General features: G+C 67.9%; 17 protein-coding genes. 14 read left to right on the top strand and 3 right to left on the bottom strand.

Annotated elements, in window-relative coordinates; all coding sequences use genetic code 11:
• The first annotated feature begins 842 nt into the window (after positions 1-842).
• The 10 genes from G537_RS0103935 to G537_RS0103890 all read left to right on the top strand — a co-directional run bounded on the left by G537_RS0103935 (position 843) and on the right by G537_RS0103890 (position 7,987).
• The gene (locus tag G537_RS0103935; protein ID WP_026868990.1) at positions 843-1,199 is read left to right on the top strand and encodes a hypothetical protein; all 357 of its coding nucleotides are present in this window, start codon (positions 843-845) and stop codon (positions 1,197-1,199) included.
• A 193-nt stretch (positions 1,200-1,392) separates the two neighbouring features.
• A complete protein-coding gene (locus G537_RS0103930; protein ID WP_211230272.1) occupies positions 1,393-2,766 on the top strand; it encodes a multicopper oxidase family protein in 1,374 nt (457 codons plus the stop codon).
• A 29-nt stretch (positions 2,767-2,795) separates the two neighbouring features.
• Positions 2,796-3,236, top strand: a complete 441-nt coding sequence (locus G537_RS0103925; protein ID WP_026868988.1) for a DUF411 domain-containing protein — start codon at positions 2,796-2,798, stop codon at positions 3,234-3,236.
• Between the two features lie 9 nt (positions 3,237-3,245).
• Complete coding sequence (locus G537_RS0103920; protein WP_081688559.1) at positions 3,246-3,875, top strand: TlpA family protein disulfide reductase; 630 nt, start codon at positions 3,246-3,248, stop codon at positions 3,873-3,875.
• Positions 3,872-4,171 (top strand): hypothetical protein, encoded by a 300-nt coding sequence (locus tag G537_RS36330; RefSeq protein ID WP_034850400.1) that lies wholly within the window; start codon positions 3,872-3,874, stop codon positions 4,169-4,171. Before G537_RS0103920 ends, G537_RS36330 begins: the two co-directional genes overlap by 4 nt.
• Before the next feature lie 51 nt (positions 4,172-4,222).
• Complete coding sequence (locus G537_RS36325; protein WP_051247800.1) at positions 4,223-4,501, top strand: hypothetical protein; 279 nt, start codon at positions 4,223-4,225, stop codon at positions 4,499-4,501.
• 74 nt (positions 4,502-4,575) lie between these two features.
• Positions 4,576-5,265 carry an SCO family protein gene (locus tag G537_RS0103905; RefSeq protein ID WP_026868986.1) on the top strand — a complete coding sequence of 230 codons (690 nt, stop codon included), beginning with the start codon at positions 4,576-4,578 and terminating at the stop codon, positions 5,263-5,265.
• A 4-nt stretch (positions 5,266-5,269) separates the two neighbouring features.
• Positions 5,270-6,010 carry a cytochrome c biogenesis CcdA family protein gene (locus tag G537_RS0103900; protein WP_026868985.1) on the top strand — a complete coding sequence of 247 codons (741 nt, stop codon included), beginning with the start codon at positions 5,270-5,272 and terminating at the stop codon, positions 6,008-6,010.
• 380 nt (positions 6,011-6,390) lie between these two features.
• Positions 6,391-6,984: a DUF6088 family protein gene (locus G537_RS0103895; RefSeq protein WP_026868984.1), complete on the top strand. Its 594-nt coding sequence runs from the start codon at positions 6,391-6,393 to the stop codon at positions 6,982-6,984.
• On the top strand, positions 6,977-7,987 hold the full coding sequence (locus G537_RS0103890; RefSeq protein ID WP_026868983.1) for a nucleotidyl transferase AbiEii/AbiGii toxin family protein: 1,011 nt from the start codon (positions 6,977-6,979) through the stop codon (positions 7,985-7,987). The genes G537_RS0103895 and G537_RS0103890 overlap by 8 nt, the downstream gene beginning before the upstream one ends.
• Positions 7,988-8,197: 210 nt before the next feature.
• On the opposite strand, the gene G537_RS36320 is transcribed toward G537_RS0103890, so the two are convergent.
• Positions 8,198-9,250 (bottom strand): AI-2E family transporter, encoded by a 1,053-nt coding sequence (locus tag G537_RS36320; protein ID WP_211230271.1) that lies wholly within the window; start codon positions 9,248-9,250, stop codon positions 8,198-8,200.
• Between the two features lie 727 nt (positions 9,251-9,977).
• Here G537_RS36320 and G537_RS0103880 point away from each other — a divergent pair.
• The 3 genes from G537_RS0103880 to G537_RS0103870 are packed head-to-tail and all read left to right on the top strand — an operon-like array spanning position 9,978 to position 14,940.
• The gene (locus G537_RS0103880; protein ID WP_026868982.1) at positions 9,978-11,072 is read left to right on the top strand and encodes an HlyD family secretion protein; all 1,095 of its coding nucleotides are present in this window, start codon (positions 9,978-9,980) and stop codon (positions 11,070-11,072) included.
• Positions 11,069-13,807, top strand: coding sequence for a ribosome-associated ATPase/putative transporter RbbA (rbbA, locus tag G537_RS0103875; RefSeq protein WP_026868981.1), 2,739 nt, complete (start codon positions 11,069-11,071; stop codon positions 13,805-13,807). The genes G537_RS0103880 and rbbA overlap by 4 nt, the downstream gene beginning before the upstream one ends.
• Before the next feature lie 5 nt (positions 13,808-13,812).
• Positions 13,813-14,940, top strand: coding sequence for an ABC transporter permease (locus G537_RS0103870; RefSeq protein WP_026868980.1), 1,128 nt, complete (start codon positions 13,813-13,815; stop codon positions 14,938-14,940).
• A 47-nt stretch (positions 14,941-14,987) separates the two neighbouring features.
• Here G537_RS0103870 and G537_RS0103865 read toward each other — a convergent pair whose 3' ends face one another.
• Both G537_RS0103865 and G537_RS0103860 read right to left on the bottom strand, forming a co-directional pair.
• Positions 14,988-15,716 carry a VIT1/CCC1 transporter family protein gene (locus G537_RS0103865; RefSeq protein ID WP_026868979.1) on the bottom strand — a complete coding sequence of 243 codons (729 nt, stop codon included), beginning with the start codon at positions 15,714-15,716 and terminating at the stop codon, positions 14,988-14,990.
• A gap of 3 nt (positions 15,717-15,719) precedes the next feature.
• Positions 15,720-16,553, bottom strand: a complete 834-nt coding sequence (locus G537_RS0103860) for a universal stress protein (protein WP_026868978.1) — start codon at positions 16,551-16,553, stop codon at positions 15,720-15,722.
• 13 nt (positions 16,554-16,566) lie between these two features.
• On the opposite strand from G537_RS0103860, the gene G537_RS0103855 reads away from it, so the two are divergent.
• Positions 16,567-19,359: a cation-translocating P-type ATPase gene (locus tag G537_RS0103855; RefSeq protein WP_211230270.1), complete on the top strand. Its 2,793-nt coding sequence runs from the start codon at positions 16,567-16,569 to the stop codon at positions 19,357-19,359.
• The last annotated feature ends 10 nt before the right edge of the window (positions 19,360-19,369 follow it).

Here is a 19,369-nt window from a genome sequence, read left to right as displayed (position 1 = left end):
CCTGATATCCGATCTGCCCAATCTGCTTTGCCGGTAGCACGCCGACACCCCCACCTGCCCTCACCAAACACGCGTTTCCACACAGCCTCGGTCGCGTCCGGTCACGTCCGCTTCGTACAGCCAGCTGCGACGGCCGCTTTCGGGTACGCTCTGAGACCCAAGTTGACCGAGAAGAACCGGATTTTGCGGATCCCAGCGATGTCCGGTTTCAAGGGGCCAGCGCAGCGGCCGAATTTGGCGCACTCCAGCCTGCCAAGCGTGGTTCGACTGCATGCTGCAAGCATGCTGCTTGTGTCTCCGAAGCTGCGCAAGATGTTGTAAATGCGCGAGATTGGCAGTTATCGCGCGTTAGGCACCGGTCCATCGGTCTGATGATCGTATTTCGGCGTGCGAGAGCGTAGTTGGTTGCGTGTCCCCGCAACCACCTTTGTTATAACTCCCTCGATATCGAAGTCTGATCCAGAGCCCCGCCCCAAAAAGGCGGGGCTTTCCGCGTTCCGCCGAGCGTTCTCAGGGAAAGCTAAGCCGAACTCGAGAACCGAGGCCAGAACAGGTGCGGCGCACGTCGCACGCCCGACTACGCCGTCGCCGTCGGAGCGGCGGGCCAAGCCGGTTGGCGCCTTGACGCTAGCGCCTGCCCACTTCGTCCGTTTGAGGCCGGCCGCAGGAGACGCGCGATGACCGCATTCGGCTCGTGCAGTCACCCAGCCGCGTAGGCCTATTGGCTGGAGAGCGCTGGCAAGCGGACTTCGGGAGGACGCTGGGATTAACTCTTCTCCATGAGCGCCATCGCGTCCTGCAGCGCATTTGCCTGAACGGGTGGTGCGCTCTATTTTGGTCGCATGAGGTCTGTCTCCCTGCGTCAGCTGGTCGGGCTCCTGGCCCTGCTGGTCTTCGCGGTCGCTCTGCCCCTGCAGGCGATCATGGGAGCCCCTATGACCGAGTGCGCGCCAGCCCATGCCGAGATGAGCCACGAAGGCATGGCGCAGCCATGCGGCGGCGACACCGGCGTTCCGCTGAAGGCAGCAACCGACGCGCTCTGCGCCACTCTCTGCGCCCCTGTCGCAGCGCTTCCGGCCCAGGTCGCAGCGCCCGTCGACCACGGCCGGGTCGCCCATAGCGACGCGGCGATGCCGAACCTTTCCGGCCGCGTCACCGCCCCGGACCCGTTCCCGCCTAGACCCACCGTCCGCGCCTGAGCCGCGACCCGCCTCGCGCGGGCCGCTCCCTGATGCTTTCGGTCCGACGGGCGTTCGCCCCGAGGCCGATGGTCGCCGCCATCCGCTGATCGGGTTGGTGATGACGGGATCGACGGACGTGACCCATCCATCTTCATTCCGACCGGCTCTGAGCCGGCGCGCCGCCTTGCTCGGATGCGGTGCGGCTGCCCTGTTGCCCTGGCTGCCGCGAGCCCGTGCCTCGCCGGCCGAGCCCAGGACCATCACGCTGAACGCCGGGCCGGGCCAGGCCGCCCTGCTCGGCGACGGTTCGACCAGAACCGCGATCTGGGGCTATGACGGGCATGTGCCCGGCCCGGAGATCCGTCTCCGGCAGGGAGAGCCGGTACGGCTCGTCGTCGAGAACCAGCTCGACCAGGACACCACCGTGCATTGGCATGGCGTCCGCGTGCCGAATGCCATGGATGGCGTGCCCGGCCTGACCCAGCCGCCGATCCGGCCCGGCGAGCGCTTCACCTATGCCTTCACCCCACCCGATGCCGGCACCTTCTGGTACCACCCGCACGCCAACAGCCTGGAGCAGCTCGGGCGCGGCCTTGCCGGCGTCCTGATTGTCGAGGAGCCCGAGCCGGTCGCGGTCGACCGCGACCTCGTCTGGATGCTCGCCGACTGGCGGCTGTCGCGGGACGGCCGGATCGCGCAAGGCTTCGGCAACGGCATGGAGGCTGCCATGGCCGGGCGCGTCGGCAATTGGGTGACGCTGAACGGCACCGCCCCGGCCGACCAGCCGGTGCAGGCCGGCGAACGCATCCGGCTGCGCCTGGTCAACGGCGCGCTCGCCCGCATGATGGCGCTGCGCTTCGAAGGCCATCGCCCGGTGGTGGTGGCGGTCGACGGCCAACCCTGCGATCCACACGAGCCAGAGAGCGGTCGCCTGCTTCTCGGCCCGGCCATGCGGCTCGACGTGATCCTCGATATGCAGGGTGATCCCGGGAAGCGCTACCGGGTGGTCGACGACTTCTACGACGGGCTCGCCTATACGTTGACCACCCTGGCTTATGGCGAGAGGCCGCCGCTCCGGACCCAGCCGCCCGACGCGTCGCTGCGCCTGCCGCCGAACCCGCTGCCCGAGCCCGATCTCGCCACCGCCGACCGGCACGAGCTGACGCTCGAAGGCGGGATGATGGGCGGCGGCGTCATGGCCGGGATGGGCGGCATGCACGGCATGGCGACGCCCGGCATGGACGGCGGCGCCGCCTGGGCCATCAACGGCATGTCGATGACCGGCGACGGCCAAGCCGGCATGCCGCCGCTCTTCACCCTCCAGCGCAGCCGGAGCTGCGTGCTGACCATCCGCAACCAGACCGCTTGGTGGCATCCGATGCACGTCCATGGCTTCAGCTTCCGGGTGCTGAGCCGCAACGGTCTCCCCGTGCCCCATCGCCAATGGAACGACACCGTGCTCTTCGCCCCGAAGGACACGGTCGAATGCGCCTTCGTCGCCGACAACCCCGGTGACTGGATGCTGCATTGCCACGTCATGGACCACCAGGTGGCCGGCCTGATGACCGTCTTCCGGGTGGTGTGAACGACTGCTTTCGCTACTGGAGAACTCAGATGAACCGCATGTCCCATATCGCCGCCGTGCTCGCCACCCTGGCCCTGTCGTCGCCGGCCCTGGCCGACCCGATCGCGGCGACCCTCTACAAGAACCCGCAATGCAGCTGCTGCGAGGGCTACGCCGCGTATCTCCGCGAGAATGGCTTCGCCGTCGAGGTCAAGCCGTCCAACGATCTCGCCCAGATCAGTGCCGATGCCGGCGTGCCCGCCAATATGGAGGGCTGCCACACCATGTTCGTGGACGGCTATGTCGTCGACGGGCACGTCCCGGCCGACATCGTCAAGAAGCTCCTGTCCGAACGGCCGAAGATCGCCGGCATCACCCTGCCGGGCATGCCGATGGGCTCACCCGGCATGGGTGGCGAGAAAACCAGGCCGTTCACCGTCTACGCCGTGACCAAGGACGGGGCCGCGCCGACAGTCTTTGCCGTGGAGTGACGTCTGGCGATGGGCATCCCCTTGCCGCGTCGGCGCTTGGCGCTGATCTTCTCGGCCTGGCTCGCCGCCGGCGCCGTCGCCGGCGTCGCCCTCGTCGCTGGCCGCTCGGGCTCCCCGGCACCGGAGCCGGCGGCCACGGCTCCGGTGTCCCGCCTGGTCCTGCGCGATCCGGCGAGCCCGGCGCCGGCCTTCGGCTTCACCGACGCCAGCGGCGCACCGCTCAGCCTCGACAGCTTCAAGGGCCGCACCGTTCTCCTGAACGTCTGGGCCACCTGGTGTGCCCCATGCCGCAAGGAGATGCCGTCGCTCGACCGGCTGCAGGCTGAGATGGGCGGCGCGGACTTCCAGGTCGTCGCGCTGTCGATCGACCGCGGCGGCCTCGATGCCGTCCGCGCCTTCTTCAGCGAGGTCGGGCTCGCCCATCTCGGGATCTATCTCGACCCGACGAGCGCCTCGACCCGAGCCCTGAACGTCGTCGGCATTCCAACCACGGTGCTGATCGACGGCGAGGGCCGGGAGGTCGGCCGCGCGACCGGCCCGGCCGAATGGGACAGCCCCGAGATGAAGGCGCTGATCCGGCAAGGCATGGGCCGCAGCGCGGCCGACCTTCCATCCACAACCGAGGAGAGACGATCATGACCGACCTGACGTTGAACGCTTTGCCCAGGCCCAGTCTGGCCGACCGGGTGCGCCCCTGGCTCAGCGGCAGGCGCGCCCTGATCCTGGCCGCGGCCGCCATCGCCGGCGGAGGCCTCTGGGCCGGCTGGCCCTGGCTGGTCGCCGCCGGCATCGCTCCGATCCTACTGTCGCTCGCACCCTGCGCGGCCATGTGTGCCGTCGGCCTGTGCACGATGAAGGCCCGCGGCAAGGCCGCGGGCACGACAGCAGACACAGCCCCGGCTTCCCCCGCGAAGCCAGGCGATTCCGTGCCCTGAAGGCAGGGTGCGTCACCTGACGACCGACATCGCAACCGAGGAGAACAGATCATGCGCAACCGCTTCCACGCCCTGCTCGGCGTGGCGACCCTCGCGATCGGACTGACCGCAGCCGCCAGCGTCTTCGCCCAGGGCCAGCAGGCTCCGGCCCAGCCGCCCGCAGCCCCCGACCATCCGATGGGGGGCATGATGCAGGGCCAGCAGGGCGACGGCATGATGCCGATGATGAAGATGATGACCCAGATGAGCGAGATGATGGAGAACTGCAACAAGATGATGCAGTCCAAGGTGCAAGACCAAGGGATGGCGCCGCAGAAGCAGGGCGGCTGACCCGTTGTGACTGGGCCGGAGTCCTCGGGCTCCGGCCCTCTCTCTGCATTTTCCGAGTGAATGGATATGAAGCTATGATCTTGCCGCTGCGCGCCTTGCCGGTGCTGCTTGGCCTCCTGTTGGTGTCCGTGATTCCGGCAGCGGCACAGGCCCATTCCCTGCACGATGTCGAAGATCGCATCCAGGAGCAGGAGAAGTATTTCGAGCCGAAGCCGGGGCAGCCGGCCCCGGACTTCACGCTGCAGGATGCCGATGGCCACCCTGTCTCGCTGGCGGATTTCAGGGGCAAGGCCGTCGTCCTGCACTTCATCTACGCCAACTGCACGGACGAGTGCCCGCTGCACGCCGACCTGATCGCCCGCATCCAGGAGAAGGTGAACAAGACGGCGATGCGCGACCTGGTGGAGTTCGTGACCGTCACCACCGACCCAGTCCGCGACACGCCCGAGGTGATGAAGGGCTACGGACGGGCCCACAATCTCGATCCGGCGAACTGGGTCTTCCTGACCAGCGTCCCCGACCGTCCGGAGGATACCCGCAACCTGGTGAAGCGCTTCGGCCACCAGTTCAAGGAGATCGAGGGCGGGGTCGAGATCCATGGCGTCGTCACCCATGTGATCGACCGCGAGGGCAACCTGCGGGCCAATTTCCACGGCCTCGACTTCGATCCCGTCAACCTCATCGTCTATGTCGGCGCCCTGGTGAACGACATCCACCCCGAGCCGGAGCCGTCCTTCTGGGACCGGCTGCTCAGCTGGTTCTGACGCCATGCCCGAACTCTCCGGCGTCGGCCTCCTGACCGCCTTCGCAGCCGGTGTCGTCTCCTTTTTGTCGCCCTGCGTCCTGCCGCTGGTGCCGGGCTATATCTCCTATGTGGCAGGCCGGCCGCTCGAAGACCTCCAGGACGGGGCCGGTCCCGGTGACCGGTTGGCCGTGCTGGGCCTGGGCGCGTTTTTCGTCCTCGGCTTCTCGACCGTGTTCATCCTGCTCGGCGCCAGCGCGACGGCGCTCGGGCAGCTCCTGCTGTCCTACCGCTACGAGGCGAACCTCGTCGGTGGCGTGCTGGTGATCCTGTTCGGCCTCTTCATGATGGGGCTGCTGCGGTTCGGCTGGTTCCAGCGCGACCTCCGGGTCCATGCCGATCTGCGCGGAGGACATCCCGCCGCCGCATATGTCCTCGGCCTGGCCTTCGCCTTCGGCTGGACGCCCTATATAGGTCCCGTGCTGGGGGCAATCCTGACGGTCAGTGCCTCGACCGCAACGGCGGCGAACGGCATTGCCCTGCTCGGGCTATACTCCCTCGGTCTCGGTGTGCCGTTCCTGCTGAGCGCCCTGTTCGCCGACCAGGCCCTCGCCCGGCTGCGGGCCGCCCGTCGTGCCGGCCGTCAACTCCAGCGCGCCGCCGGAGTGGTCATGGTCGCGATGGGGCTGTTCATGATCTCCGGCAAGATGACCGGTGTCGCGGCCTGGTTCCTGCAGACCTTCCCGGCGTTGGCCAGGATCGGGTGACGCCGTCCCATCAGGCCCACGGGATGCGCGCATGGCGGCTTTTCCCTGCTTTCCGGTCCCACTCGGGCCGAACTTCAGAGTCGGCGTTTCACCCTTTGCGGCCGTGGGGAGGCTGGTTGGCGGTCCGATCATCGTGCATCGGCGGGCATGAGCGTAGGTAGATGCGAGTCCCCGCAATCAACGATCCTTACATATGGCCGGTTCGCTGGCCCGGCATGTCGCCGAGGCGCTGGTCGTCGCAACGAGCGCGGGGCCGATCATGTCGCGAGAGGATGCCCCGACGGCTTGCTGGCAAGGACGGCCTCGAGCGCCGGGATGCCCTCAAGCGTGTCCGTTGAAGGCTGTCAGAAAACTGCATATATTTCTGACAGGATAGGGCCATGCAACGATTGACTGAACAGATCCTTGCGCACGCGAAGGGGCTGCCGGAAGGCACGCCGGTAGCTGCTAAGAGCTTGCTCCACCTTGGCAATCGGGCCGCGGTGGACCAGGCCTTGTCGCGTCTGGCTGAGCGGGGCCGATTGATTCGGGCAGGTCGCGGCGTCTACCTTCTCCCGGTCGCGAGCCGGTTCGGTTCGAGGGCTCCGTCCGTGGAACAGGCCGTCGAGGCGCTCGCGAGTCAGCGCGGCGAAGTGATTGTCCCAAGCGGGGCGGCTGCCGCCAACACCCTCGGCCTCACGACGCAGGTGCCGGTCCGGTTGGTCTATCTGACCTCCGGGCGGACGCGGAAGATGAATCTCGGCAAGCAAGTCGTCGAACTTCGCCACGCTCCGCGCTGGCAGCTGACCATGGCGCATCGGCCGGCCGGCGCGGCGGTGCGCGCGCTGGCCTGGCTTGGGCCGGAGAAGGCGGAGGCTGCGTTGAAGACATTGAAGCGGAAGCTTTCGCCGGCAGCCTTCAACGAGCTGGTCACGGCAGCTCCGCAGCTTCCGACGTGGCTCGCGCGAAGCGTGGGGAAAGCTGCGCATGGATGATGCCTTTCTGCGCCTCCCGCTCCGAGATCGCCGGGAGGCCCTGAGCGTCGCGGCCGATCGATCGGGGCTCCCGGCACACCTTCTTGAGAAGGACGTGTGGGTGGTCTGGGCACTCTCCGTGCTTTTCAGCTCGGCACTCGGCGAGCACCTGGTGTTCAAGGGCGGGACGTCGCTGTCCAAGGCCTACGGAGCGATTCGGCGATTTTCCGAGGATGTCGACCTGACGTACGACATCCGCGCGATCGCGCCCGATCTGGTAAGCAAGGACGGCGAAGCGCTGCCGGAGACGTGCAGTGAGGAACGGCGCTGGTCTAAAGAGGTGCGCAAGCGCCTGCTTGAATGGGTAGCGGGGACCGTGCAGCCGGTCATCGCGGAGGCCTTTGCGGCCGACTCGCTAACCGCCACGATTCGCATCGAGGGCGAGAAGCTGTTTATCGGCTACGAGGCGACTGCGGTTGGCTCGGGTTATGTCGCGCCGAGCGTGATGCTCGAATTCGGAGCGCGATCGACCGGTGAGCCGGCTAGCCTGCGAGACATCGGCTGCGACGCGGCAGGCTTCGTTGAGGGCGTGATCTTTCCGAGCGCGCGCCCGCGCGTGATGCACGCGGAGCGGACCTTCTGGGAGAAGGCCACTGCCATGCATGTCTTCTGCCTCCAGCAGCGACTGCGCGGCGATCGTTTCGCCCGCCACTGGCATGACGTGGCGCGGCTGGACGAGGCTGGCCTCGCAGAGGCCGCGTTTGCGGATCGCGAGCTGGCGAAGGCGGTCGCCCGCCACAAGGGAATGTTCTTCGCCGAGAAGGCCGCCGACCACCAGTGGATCGATTATGGCGCCGCGGTGGATGGCGCCCTGCGCCTCGTCCCGGAGGGCGACGCTCTTAAGGCGCTCGGGGAGGACTATGTCCGGATGGTCGAGGACGGGCTGCTTCTGGACGATGCAGAGCCTTTCGACGCACTGATGGCTCGATGCGCCGACATCGCGGAGAGGGCCAATCGCGGGTAGAATAGATAGGTAATAGGGAGAAATGGGGCGCGCATCTCACGGACAAGGATAAAAAATTTCACGAACTTCTCGGAGATCGACGTCGAGAGGGGCAAAAGCATCTTTATAACGCCAAGAGGGCGGTGGTATTGTGAGCGTCCCGCCCGCCTGAAATGCCTCGTCTCGTACTAGTTCGATTCCTCGTCGAGCTTATTCTGCAGATATCCGATATCATTCGCCTTGATTATTCGTTTTGCCCATGTCGCCAAGCACAGGCGCATCAGTGTGTGTCTGGGCTTCACCGACAAACCGTCGTCTCAGGAGTTCGATGAGTGTCCCCGTAACGGCGACGATTGCCGGCCCGAGTACGATCCCGTACGCGCCGAACAGGATTACACCTCCAACGGCGCCGACAAAGGTGACGACGGTGTGGAGTTTCAGCCTATTCCCCACCAGGACGGGGTAGAGAAGGTTGTCGATGGTTGCGATGATCAGGCCGCCCCAGGCCGCGAGCACGAGCGCCTTCGTCCATTCGCCGTCGATCGCCAAGGCGATGGATGCCGGTACCCAGACGACAAAGGCGCCCAACATCGGCACGATGGCCAACAGTCCCATCACAACGCCCCAGAACACGGGCGTTGGCAAGCCCAGCCACCAGAACATCAGTCCGCCAAGTGTGCCTTGGACCGCGGCGACGGCCACGGTTCCGAACATCGTCGCGTGGACTGTCTCCACAAACCGGCGGGCAACCTGCTCCGTTTCGGCATCGCTCAACGGGGAGAGCTTCCTCAGTGCGCGCAACGCCTGTGGCCAGTCGCGCAGGAAGTAAAATAGGAAGTAGAAGGTCAGGACGAGATTTATGAGCTGATTGATCGAGCCGCGCAGCAATGACGTACTCAGGGCAGAGAGGCGTGTGGCGAGCCCACCGACGATCCCGGCCAGATCCAGCTGGTCCTCGGCCCAGGCGACGGCGGCCGCAAGTCTCGGCGAGGCGGCGACAGCCTCACGCCACTCCATATTTCGAAGCTCACCGGCCAAGTAGACCGCACCGTTGGCGACCTCGCGGACGAGTTGCTGGCCAACAAGAGCCGCCGGAACGACCAACGCAATGGCTACTGCGGTTACCGAAATCAGCGCAGCAAGACTGGCGGGGCGAATACGAGCTTCTACTCTGCGATGCAGAGGCGAGACTATGATGCTCAGTACCAGCGCCCAAATCAGCGAGGATAGAAACGGATACGCGAGCAGGTATGACAGATACAGTCCAAGCAGTGCGGCAGCCATCGCCAGCGACAACCTGATCCACCTGCCCGGGATTCCGCTTCCACTCACCGCTTGCTGCTCCATCATCCCTCAGGCACTGCACCCGGCAACGGGAGAGGCGCAACGGGCGACATCGCTGGACCCGTCCGTTACGCCAGGACTCTGGCGGCCGCAAGGCCGTCCCGGCCGAGCAGGCAAGCATAGCGTGAATGCGAGCGGGAACTGCCGGTCCAATCGCAATTCGCTTTCCGGAGGGCACAGAGTCGAACGCACCGAAAGCTCGAACATCAGCAAAGGGAAGAATCTGGCCTGAGCTCCGCGTGGACGAACGTCTGGTCCTGGTGCCGAGCGACACCCGAGATTTGTTATGGCGTCAACCATTTCTCTCGTTCTCCCTCACGGTCAGCGTCCGTTGGCTGTTTGCCCGGCGAACCATCCGCCACTTCAGAACAATCGCCTGACGGTCCCGTCAGCAGTTCAGGAGCTTGTCGCTTCTGCTTCGCGTGGGCGAGCACTCGGAAACGCGGCGTTTGCCTGCAGTGACCGCGTCCCAGATCCAAACTCGGATCCGGACCCGGACGACCGGCAACCGGCGCGCGGTGGGCACATCGAGCCCGGCCGGCCGTAGGTGCCTTGATCTATCTCAAAGTATCCTTCCGACGGGTGAGTAGGCTTCCCGCGAAGCCGAGCTGGCTCATGGCGCCGGATCGGATGAACGCATTTCTCCGATCCGACGAGGGGCCGCCCGATGAGCGATCTCGAAAGCGCTGAGGCTCCCGTCGAGGCCAAGGATCTGCTCCTCCGCACGCCGCCGACGCCCAACCTCCCGGCCGTGCGTCCCGCCGCGCAGGAGAGCCGCCGGAAGCGGCGGTTTCCGGTCGTCATCGGGATCCTCGTCCTTGCCGGGGGGGGCGCCGGCGGATGGTACTGGTGGCAGCAGTCCCAGGCCGGGCTGCCGGCGGGGATCGCGTCGGGCAACGGGCGCATCGAGGCCGACGAGATCGCCATCGCCACCAAGTTCTCCGGCCGCGTCGCCGAGATCCTGGCGGACGAGGGCGACATGGTGACGGCGGGGCAGGTGGTTGCACGCATGGACACCCGCGATCTCGAGGCTGCGATGAGCCGCGACGAGGCCCGTCTGCGCCAGGCCCGTCAGGCGCTCGACGAGGCGCGCGCCAATGTGGAGCAGCAGCGCACCCGGGTGGAGCTCGCGCAGCGAGAGCTGGACCGCACGCGGGCGCTGGTGCGGCGGGGCTTCGCGACCGAAGAGCTGTTCGACCAGCGCCGGCAGCAGCTGGATGGGGCAACGGCCGAGCTGGCCGCGGCCGAGGCGAGGGCAGGGCAGGCCGAGCACGCGCTCGACGCGGCGACGCACGACCTCGACCTCGATCGGGTCAATATCGCCGACAACACGCTGGTCGCGCCGAAGGACGGGCGCATCCAGTACCGGCTGGCGAATGTCGGCGAGGTGCTGTCCGCCGGCGGCAAGGTCTACACCATGCTCGACACCGCCTATGTCACCATGGACATCTTCCTGCCGACGGCGGATGCCGGCCGTGCGGCGCTCGGCAGCGATGCCCGGATCGTCCTCGACGCCCTGCCGGATGTCCCGATCCCCGCGACGGTCGTCTTCGTCGCGACGCAAGCCCAGTTTACCCCCAAGACCGTGGAGACGCGGGCGGAGCGGGACAAGCTGATGTTCCGCGTCAGGGTCAGGATCGATCCGGCGCTGCTCCGCGCCCACGCCGAGGAGGTGCGCTCGGGGCTGCCGGGCGTGGCCTATGTGCGGCTCGACCCGGCGGCCGGATGGCCGGCGTTCCTCCAGCCCAGCGCGGGCGCATGAGCGCGCCGGCCGCGCCGGTCGTGCGTGTCGAGGAACTGGCGCACCGATATGGAGCGCGGTCCGCCCTCGACGGGATCGCGCTCGATGTGCCGGCGGGCCGGCTCGTCGGCCTGATCGGACCCGATGGCGTCGGCAAGTCGACGCTCCTCGGCATCATCGCCGGAGCCAAGCGGATCCAGAAGGGGAGGGTCGTGGTGCTCGGCGGCGACATCGCCGATCCCCGGCACCGGACGGCCGTCTGTCCTCGCATCGCCTACATGCCGCAGGGGCTCGGCAAGAATCTCTATCCCGATCTCAGCGTCCGGGAGAACATCGACTTTTTCGCGCGGCTGTTCGGCCAGCCACGCGCGGAGCGGCGGCGGCGGATCGACGCTCTGCTCGCCGACACCGGCCTCTCCGCCTTCGGAGACCGGCCGGCCAAGAACCTCTCCGGGGGCATGCGGCAGAAGCTCGGCCTCTGCTGCGCCCTGGTGCACGATCCCGACCTCTTGATCCTGGACGAGCCGACGACCGGCGTCGACCCGCTGTCGCGCCGTCAGTTCTGGGAGCTGATCGACCGCATGTGCGCCGAGCGCCGCGGGATGAGCGTCATCGTCGCCACCGCCTATATGGAGGAGGCGGAGCGGTTCGACTGGCTGGTCGCGATGAATGCCAGCCGGATCCTCGCGACCGGCACCCCGGCCGCGCTCAAGGCGCAGGCCGGGCGGCAGAGCCTGGAGGAGAGCTTCATCGCGCTGCTGCCGGCGCCGCTCCGGGCCGGCCACAGGGCCCCGGAGATCCCACCCCGCCAGGCGCAGGACGGCGAGACCGCCATTGTCGCGCGGGATCTCACCCGTCGCTTCGGCGACTTTGTCGCGGTCGATCGCGTCAGTTTCAGCATCGAGCGCGGCGAGATCTTCGGCTTCCTCGGCTCGAACGGCTGCGGCAAGACCACGACGATGAAGATGCTGACCGGCCTTCTGCCGGCAAGCGACGGCCAAGCCTGGCTGTTCGGCCAGCCGATCGACGCGACGGACATGAATCTCCGCAGCCGCGTCGGCTACATGTCGCAGTCCTTCTCTCTCTACACCGAACTGACGGTCCGGCAGAACCTCGAGCTCCACGCCCGGCTCTTCCACCTGCCGCGCGAGAAGGCGAGGGAGCGCATCGACTGGCTGGTCCGTCGCTTCGGGCTCGCCGCCTGGCTCGACCAGCCGGCGGTCGCGCTGCCTCTCGGCATCCGGCAGCGGCTGTCGCTGGCCGTCTCGGTCGTGCACGAGCCGGAGCTGCTGATCCTCGATGAGCCGACCTCAGGCGTCGACCCGCTCGCCCGAGACGAGTTCTGGGAACTCCTCGCCGAGCTGTCCCGCCGCGAGGGCGTCACCATCTTCATCTCGACGCATTTCATGAACGAGGCCGCTCGTTGCGACCGTCTGGCACTGATGCATGCCGGGCGGGTCCTGGCGACCGGCTCGCCGTCGGAGCTGGTCGCGTCGCGCGGGGCCGCCAGCCTCGAGGAGGCTTTCATCCGCCATCTGGAAGGGGCAGCAGGAGGGACGGCCCACCCGGGTGTCGCGCCCGCCTGGACCGGGGCTGCCGCCCCGGCGCAGGCCGCTCGCAGGCGCAGCGCCTTCAGCGCACGGCGCCTTCTCGCCTATTCCTGGCGCGAGATGCTGGAATTCCGGCGCGATCCCGTCCGCCTGAGCTTCGCCCTGTTCGGCACGCTGTTCCTGATGGTGATCTTCGGCCTCGGCATCAACACGGATGTCGAGAACCTGTCCTTTGCCGTGCTGGACCGCGACCAGACCCCCGAAAGCCGCGCCTATCTCGAGGGTCTGAGAGGGTCTGCGTACTTCGTGGAGCAGGCGCCGGTCACGACCTATGCCGGTCTCGAACGGGGGCTCATGGCCGGCGCGTTCTCGGTCGCCCTCGAGATCCCCCCGGGCTTCGGCCGGGACCTGCAGCGCGGGCTGCCGGCCGAGGTCGGTGCCTGGGTGGACGGCGCCATGCCGTTCCGCGCCGAGACCACGCGCGGCTATCTCGAAGGCGTCCACCAGCGGTACCTGGCGGACCTGGCACGCGAGCAGGGCGCATCGGCGACGGACACGGCGGCCGCCACGATCGAGACCCGCTATCGCTACAACCAGGATTTCAAGAGCATCTACGCCATGGTGCCGTCGACGATCGCGATGCTCCTCGCCCTGATCCCGGCCATCCTGATGGCGCTCGCGGTGGTGCGGGAGAAGGAGCTCGGGTCGATCACCAATCTGCACGTGACCCCGGTCACCCGCCTCGAATTCCTGCTCGGCAAGCAGCTCCCCTACATCGGCGTGGCGCTGGTCAACTTCGCCTGCCTGTTCGTCATGGCGGTCGCGCTCTTCCAGGTGCCGCTCAAGGGCAGCCTTTGGACGCTCGCCGTCGCCGCCATCCTCTACGTCGCGGCGACCACGGGATATGGCCTCGTGATCTCCGCCTTCGCCCGCACCCAGATCGCGGCGCTGTTCGGCACGGCGATCCTCACCGTCCTGCCCGCCACGCAGTTCTCCGGGATGCTGACGCCCGTGTCTTCCCTGAACGGCGCGGCCGCGCTGATGGGCCACGCCTTCCCGATGACCTATTTCCTCCAGGTCAGTGTCGGCACCTTCACCAAGGCCCTGGGCTTTGAGGAGCTGGGCGGCAACCTGCTGGCCCTGGCGGCCTTCATCCCCGCGCTCACGCTCCTGAGCCTCCTGCTCCTGCGCAAGCAGGAAGGGTAGGGCGGATGCGGCGCCTCGCGAACATCTTCTGGCTCGGCACAAAGGAACTGCGGAGCCTCGGCCACGATCTCGTGCTGCTCGGGCTGATCGTCTACACCTTCTCCTTCGCCGTCTACAGCCAGGCCCGAGGCATCTCGCAGGAGCTGCGGGATGCCTCGGTCGCGATCGCCGACGAGGACCGGTCGCCGCTGTCGCGCGGGATCGCCCAGGCGCTGCTGCCGCCCTATTTCAAGCCACCGCAGGAGATCGCCGTCGGCGACATCGACCGGCTGATGGACCTCGCCCGGTACACCTTCGTCATCGACATCCCGCCGAATTTCCAGAAGGACGTGGTGGCCGGCCGCCGGCCTGCGATCCAGGTGAATGTCGACGCGACGGCGATGATGCAGGCCGGCATCGGCGCGGGCTATATCGAACAGATCGCGAGCAGAGAGATCGCGCGCTTCATCGGCCGGACGGATGCGGCCGAGGAGCCCCCGGTCGATCTCGTGGTCCGGGTGGCGTTCAACCCGAACCTGTCCTCGCCCTGGTTCACCAGCATCATGGCGATCCTCAACAACGTCACGATGCTGGCGATCGTCCTCGCCGGCGCGGCCGTGATTCGCGAACGCGAGCACGGCACGATGGACCATCTCCTGACCATGCCGCTGTCGCCCTTCGAGATCGCGATGGCCAAGGTCTGGGCAAACGGCGTGGTGATTGCGGCGGCCGTCGCGCTGTCGCTCCTGATCGTCGTCCGCGGGCTGCTCGGCGTGTCGATCACGGGCTCGATCCCGCTCTTCATGGCGGGGGTGGTGCTCTATCTCTTCTTCGCCATCGCGATCGGCATCTTTCTCGGCACCGTCGCCCGTTCGATGCCTCAGCTCGGGTTGCTGTTCATGCTGGTCGCGCTGCCGATGAACATGCTGTCGGGCGGCAACACGCCGCTCGAGAGCATGCCGCCGTGGCTCCAGGCCGTGATGCAGGCCTCGCCTTCGACGCATTTCGTCAGCTTCGCCGAGGCGATCCTCTATCGCGGCGCCGGGATCGAGGTGGTCTGGTCGCAATTCCTGGCCATCGCCGTCATCGGAGGGCTGTTCCTCGGCCTCTCGATTTTCCGTTTCCGTCGGGTCGTGAGCGCGGCGGTCACATGAGCGATGTCGGCTGTCGACATTGAGGGCCTGCCTCGCAGGAGCCTCGGTCATGCCGTCACGCCGACAATGGACTTGAGCCCGAAGCCGACGAGAAAGGCGAGCGCCGCGGCACACATGCCGATGAGAAAGGTCTCGATCCCGGAACGCCACCAGGCGGTGGTCGACCAGCGGCTCTTGGCCGAGCCGATGCCGAAGAAGGTGACCGAGGTCGCGACCGTCGAGGCGGCCAGTCCGCCATCCAGCACATAGGGCAGGAGCGGGACGAGCCCGCAGGCAAGAAAGGCGAGGAAGGTGGTCGCCGCCGCCGCCCAGGGCGAGCGCCGGGTCGTGGCGAGGCCGTATTCCTCGGCCAGCATGGTCCGGATCCAGCCGGGCTCGTTCGACGTGATGGTCGCCACGACCCGCTCGAGGCCGGCGCCCGAGAATCCCTTGGCCGCGAAGATCTGCCGGATCTCCTCGCGCTCGCCGTCCGGGTCGAGCGACACGTGTTTCCGCTCCACGGCGGCCAGCCGGTCGTAGTCGTCGCGCTCCGCCTTGGTGCCGCTGAAGTTGCCTGCGGCCATCGAGAAGCCGTCGGCGATCAGATTGGCGGCGCCGAGGATGAGGACGGTCTGCGTCGGCAGGTCCGCCCCGGCCACGCCCGCCACGACCGCGAAGGTCGTCACCGCGCCGTCGATGCCGCCATAGATCCAGTCGCGGAGATAGCTGCTGCGCGGACCGGCGGCGAGACGCCGCCGGATCTCTTCGACGCTGTGGCCGTGCTCGAGGGCCTGCATCGGTCAGTGATAGATGAAGAGCGGGACGGTGCCGCGACGCAGGAGCGTGCCGGTGCAGGAGCCGAGCAGGGCTTCGCGCCAGCCGCGATGACCGAAGGCGCCCATCACCAGCAGGCCGGGCTCGTAGGCCTGCAGCTCCGACAGCAGCACCTCGGCCGGATCCGCGCCGGACTGGATGCCGACGGCTTCGGCGCGGAGGCCGTGCAGGCGTAGAAAGCGGGCACCTCGATCCGCCATCGCCTCGGCCGTTGCCTTGTCCCGGTCGATGGCGACCACCCCGGTCGCAGCGTCCGGATAGAGGCCTAGAAGGGCGTAGAGCTGCAGCGCGCGCATGGCCGGCAGGCTGCCGTCATAGGCGGCCAGCACGGCGGGGCCGCGAGGCGATGCGGGTGGGACCACCACCAGCGGGCGCGGCAGGTTCTTCGCCAGACGCGCGACGGCATCGCCCAGAACCGCATGGTCGTCCCGATGGAAGGTGACATCCCGGCCGATGACGATCAGGTCATGGATGTCCGCGGCCTTGCACAGCTCCCCATAGGGCTCGCCGTGGTACTCCGTCGTGCCCGACCGGATCGCAAGCGTCCGGCAGCGCTCTTCGAATTGTTGAAGGACAGCCTGGCTTTGTTCCTGCGCCTGCTTCAGCAGGGCGACATCCTTGGCGAACTTGTAATAGGCGCCGCCGATCGGAGTCGCTTCGGGAGCGGTCAGGAAGGGGACGTCGATCACGGATGCGCCGCTGATCGCGGCGCCGTGGCGCTTGGCCAGATCCAGGGCGACGGATTCGGCGTGGCTCGAGGCTTCGGTCCTGTCGAGGCCAATCAGCAGGCTCTTGAGCATCTCACACCCTTGGATGGGCCTCGTCCGCCGATGCATTGGCCGGCGCGGGAAGAGGCGGGTTCACGGCGCCATTCTCGCCTCGTGGTCTTCGTGCTCCTTGACGTGGATCAAGTTGCGCCTGGGGAGGGCCGATACCATCCGGGGCATGAAACCCGACACGCTCGTCCATGGCCGCGCCGCCGGCTCGTCGCATCCTGCATCCGGTTTTGCCGGCCTGCTGACACGACTGCGAGAGCGCCGGCCTCCGCTCCCCGCCACACGGTCGGAGGAGCTGTTCCACCACCTGCCGGTCGACGGAGTGTTGGCGAGGCTGTCCTCGGCGACTGACGGCTTGAACGAGGCGGAGGCGGCTGCCCGGCTGGAGAGCTGGGGGGCGAACCGGCTTCCCGAGCCCAGAGGCAAAACGCTGGCCGGCGTCTTCCTGAGCCAGTTCAGGAGCCCCTTCATCTATCTTCTGCTGGCCGCGGCCGGCGTGTCGCTCGGCCTGGGACATCTCACCGACGCGGCCTTCATCCTGGTGGTGCTGCTGACCAATGCCGGCATCGGCACCTACCAGGAATGGCGGGCGGAAGGTCGGGCGCGCGCCCTGAAGGCGCTGGTCAAGGGAACCGCCGCCGTCCGGCGGGGCGGCCGCCTTTTGCGCTTGCCGACGGAGGATCTGGTCCCGGGCGATGTCGTCCAGGTCGAGAGCGGCGAGCGGATCGCCGCGGATCTTCGCCTGATCGACGCGCATGGGCTGACCGCCGATGAAAGCCTGCTGACCGGCGAATCCCTCGCGGTCAGGAAGTTGCCGGATGCCGAGATCCCCGTGGACGCACCGCTCGGGGACCGCGCGACGATGCTGCATGCCGGCACCATGGTGCAGACCGGCCGGGGCCTCGGGGTGGTGGTCGCCACGGCGCGGCGGACCGTGATCGGGCAGCTGGCCGCGGTCCTGGAGACGCCCCAGCCCGCGCCGCCACTGGTCCGGCGCATGGAGCGGTTCACCCGCCACGTCGCTGTGGCCATTGTCGGAGTGATCGCCGTCATCGCCGTGCTGGAGGCCGTCCGGGGCGCTGCGGCGGGCGATATCTTCCTCCTCGCCGTGGCCCTCGCCGTGTCGGCGATACCGGAGGGGCTGCCGGTCGCGATGACGGTCGCCCTGTCGATCGCCATGCACCGCATGGGGCTGCGCCATGTCGTCGTCCGCCATCTTCCTGCGGTGGAAGGGCTCGGCGCCTGCACGCTGGTCGCGACCGACAAGACCGGGACGCTCACCCTCAACCGACTGACGGTCGAGCGGCTCTGGATGCCCGGCGCCGGCGAGCTGCCGGCAACCGATCCCGCCGCCCGCGAACTGCTGCGGGCCGGAGCGTGGGCCAGCGAGGCTTCCGCCGATGGCGACGACGGTCCGCACGGCGATGCCGTCGACCTCGCCTTCCTGGCGGCCGTGCCGTCCGGAGGATCTGCGGGCGAGCCGGCATCGGCGCGCCTGCTCGGCCGCATTCCCTATGAGCCGGAGAAGCGCTTCGCGGCCGCCTTTCACGACATCGGAGGCGTGACGATCGCTTCCGTGAAGGGAGCGCCGGAGACGGTCGCCGGCTTCTGCGGCGGGATGGACGAGGGGGCGCAGGCGGCCCTGGCGCAACTGTCCTCGGCGGGCTACCGCGTCATCGCGGTCGCCGCCGGACCGGTGGCATCGCCGGTCGAGGGCGACCTCCGGGGCCTTCGGCTGCTTGGCCTGGCGGGCCTGATCGATCCTCTCCGCCCGGAGGCGCGTGGCGCGGTTCTCGCGGCCCAGCACGCCGGCATCCGTGCCGTGATGGTCACCGGCGACCACCCGCTGACCGCCCTGGCCATCGCCCGGCAGCTCGGCCTGGCGGAGACGCGGGACGAGGTCGTTGCCGGCCCCGAACTGGCCCGGCTGGCGGGGAGGGCGTTCGATACTGCGGTGGGCCAGGCCCGCGTCTTCGCCCGGACGGAACCGCTGCAGAAGCTGGCCATCGTCAACAGCCTCCGCCGCCAGGGGCATGTGGTCGCCGTGACGGGAGACGGCATCAACGACGCCGCCGCGCTGCACGCTGCCGACATCGGGGTCGCCATGGGCAGGGGCGGCACGGATGTCGCCCGCGATGCGGCCGATCTGATCCTCACCGACGACAACTTCGCATCGATCGTCGCCGGGATCGAAGAGGGGCGCGTCGCCTACGACAATCTCCGCAAGGTGATCCTGCTGACCATCTCGACCGGGGCGGCGGAGATCCTGCTGATGCTGCTGGCGACGCTCACCGGCCTGCCGCCGCCGCTCACCGCGGTCCAGCTCCTCTGGCTGAACCTGATCACCAATGGCATCCAGGACGTGGCCCTCGCCTTCGAGCGGGGCGAGCCCGGCGCGCTCCGGCGTCCGGCCCGCCGAGCAAATGCGCCGGTGTTCGACCGTCGCATGATCGAGCAGGTCGTGCTGAGCGGTGCGACGATGGGGCTGGTCGGCTACGCCTTATATTGGTTCGCCCTGTCCTACGGCATGAGCCACGGTGCCGCGCAGGGGGCCGTCCTCTGGCTCCTGGTGTGGTGCGAGAACGCGCATTGCTTCAACTGCCGCTCGGAGACGCGCTCCGCCTTCCGCATTCCGATCGGAAACAACCCGCTGCTGGTCGGCGGCGTGATCGCCACCCAGGGCCTGCAGATCGCCGCGCTGGCCATCCCGCCGCTTCGGGACCTGCTGTCGTTGGGGACACTGTCGGTCGTGGAGGGCCTCAGTCTCTCCGGACTGGGCATCGGCGTGCTGCTTGTCATGGAAGCCTACAAGCGGTTCCGCCGAGCTTGATGCCGCAGGC

This window comes from Inquilinus limosus DSM 16000, assembly GCF_000423185.1.
Classification (GTDB): Bacteria; Pseudomonadota; Alphaproteobacteria; order DSM-16000; family Inquilinaceae; genus Inquilinus; species Inquilinus limosus.
Note: the sequence above shows the minus strand (reverse complement) of the source record. Positions and strands in the feature narration are given on the sequence as shown.

Coding starts and splice junctions, on each gene's coding strand:
- G537_RS0103935 (WP_026868990.1), top strand. CDS start 843: ATGAGGTCTGTCTCCCTGCGTCAGCTGGTCGGGCTCCTGGCCCTGCTG.
- G537_RS0103925 (WP_026868988.1), top strand. CDS start 2,796: ATGAACCGCATGTCCCATATCGCCGCCGTGCTCGCCACCCTGGCCCTG.
- G537_RS0103920 (WP_081688559.1), top strand. CDS start 3,246: ATGGGCATCCCCTTGCCGCGTCGGCGCTTGGCGCTGATCTTCTCGGCC.
- G537_RS36330 (WP_034850400.1), top strand. CDS start 3,872: ATGACCGACCTGACGTTGAACGCTTTGCCCAGGCCCAGTCTGGCCGAC.
- G537_RS36325 (WP_051247800.1), top strand. CDS start 4,223: ATGCGCAACCGCTTCCACGCCCTGCTCGGCGTGGCGACCCTCGCGATC.
- G537_RS0103905 (WP_026868986.1), top strand. CDS start 4,576: ATGATCTTGCCGCTGCGCGCCTTGCCGGTGCTGCTTGGCCTCCTGTTG.
- G537_RS0103900 (WP_026868985.1), top strand. CDS start 5,270: ATGCCCGAACTCTCCGGCGTCGGCCTCCTGACCGCCTTCGCAGCCGGT.
- G537_RS0103895 (WP_026868984.1), top strand. CDS start 6,391: ATGCAACGATTGACTGAACAGATCCTTGCGCACGCGAAGGGGCTGCCG.
- G537_RS0103890 (WP_026868983.1), top strand. CDS start 6,977: ATGGATGATGCCTTTCTGCGCCTCCCGCTCCGAGATCGCCGGGAGGCC.
- G537_RS36320 (WP_211230271.1), bottom strand. CDS start 9,250: ATGGCTGCCGCACTGCTTGGACTGTATCTGTCATACCTGCTCGCGTAT.
- G537_RS0103880 (WP_026868982.1), top strand. CDS start 9,978: ATGAGCGATCTCGAAAGCGCTGAGGCTCCCGTCGAGGCCAAGGATCTG.
- rbbA (WP_026868981.1), top strand. CDS start 11,069: ATGAGCGCGCCGGCCGCGCCGGTCGTGCGTGTCGAGGAACTGGCGCAC.
- G537_RS0103870 (WP_026868980.1), top strand. CDS start 13,813: ATGCGGCGCCTCGCGAACATCTTCTGGCTCGGCACAAAGGAACTGCGG.
- G537_RS0103865 (WP_026868979.1), bottom strand. CDS start 15,716: ATGCAGGCCCTCGAGCACGGCCACAGCGTCGAAGAGATCCGGCGGCGT.
- G537_RS0103860 (WP_026868978.1), bottom strand. CDS start 16,553: ATGCTCAAGAGCCTGCTGATTGGCCTCGACAGGACCGAAGCCTCGAGC.
- G537_RS0103855 (WP_211230270.1), top strand. CDS start 16,567: ATGGGCCTCGTCCGCCGATGCATTGGCCGGCGCGGGAAGAGGCGGGTT.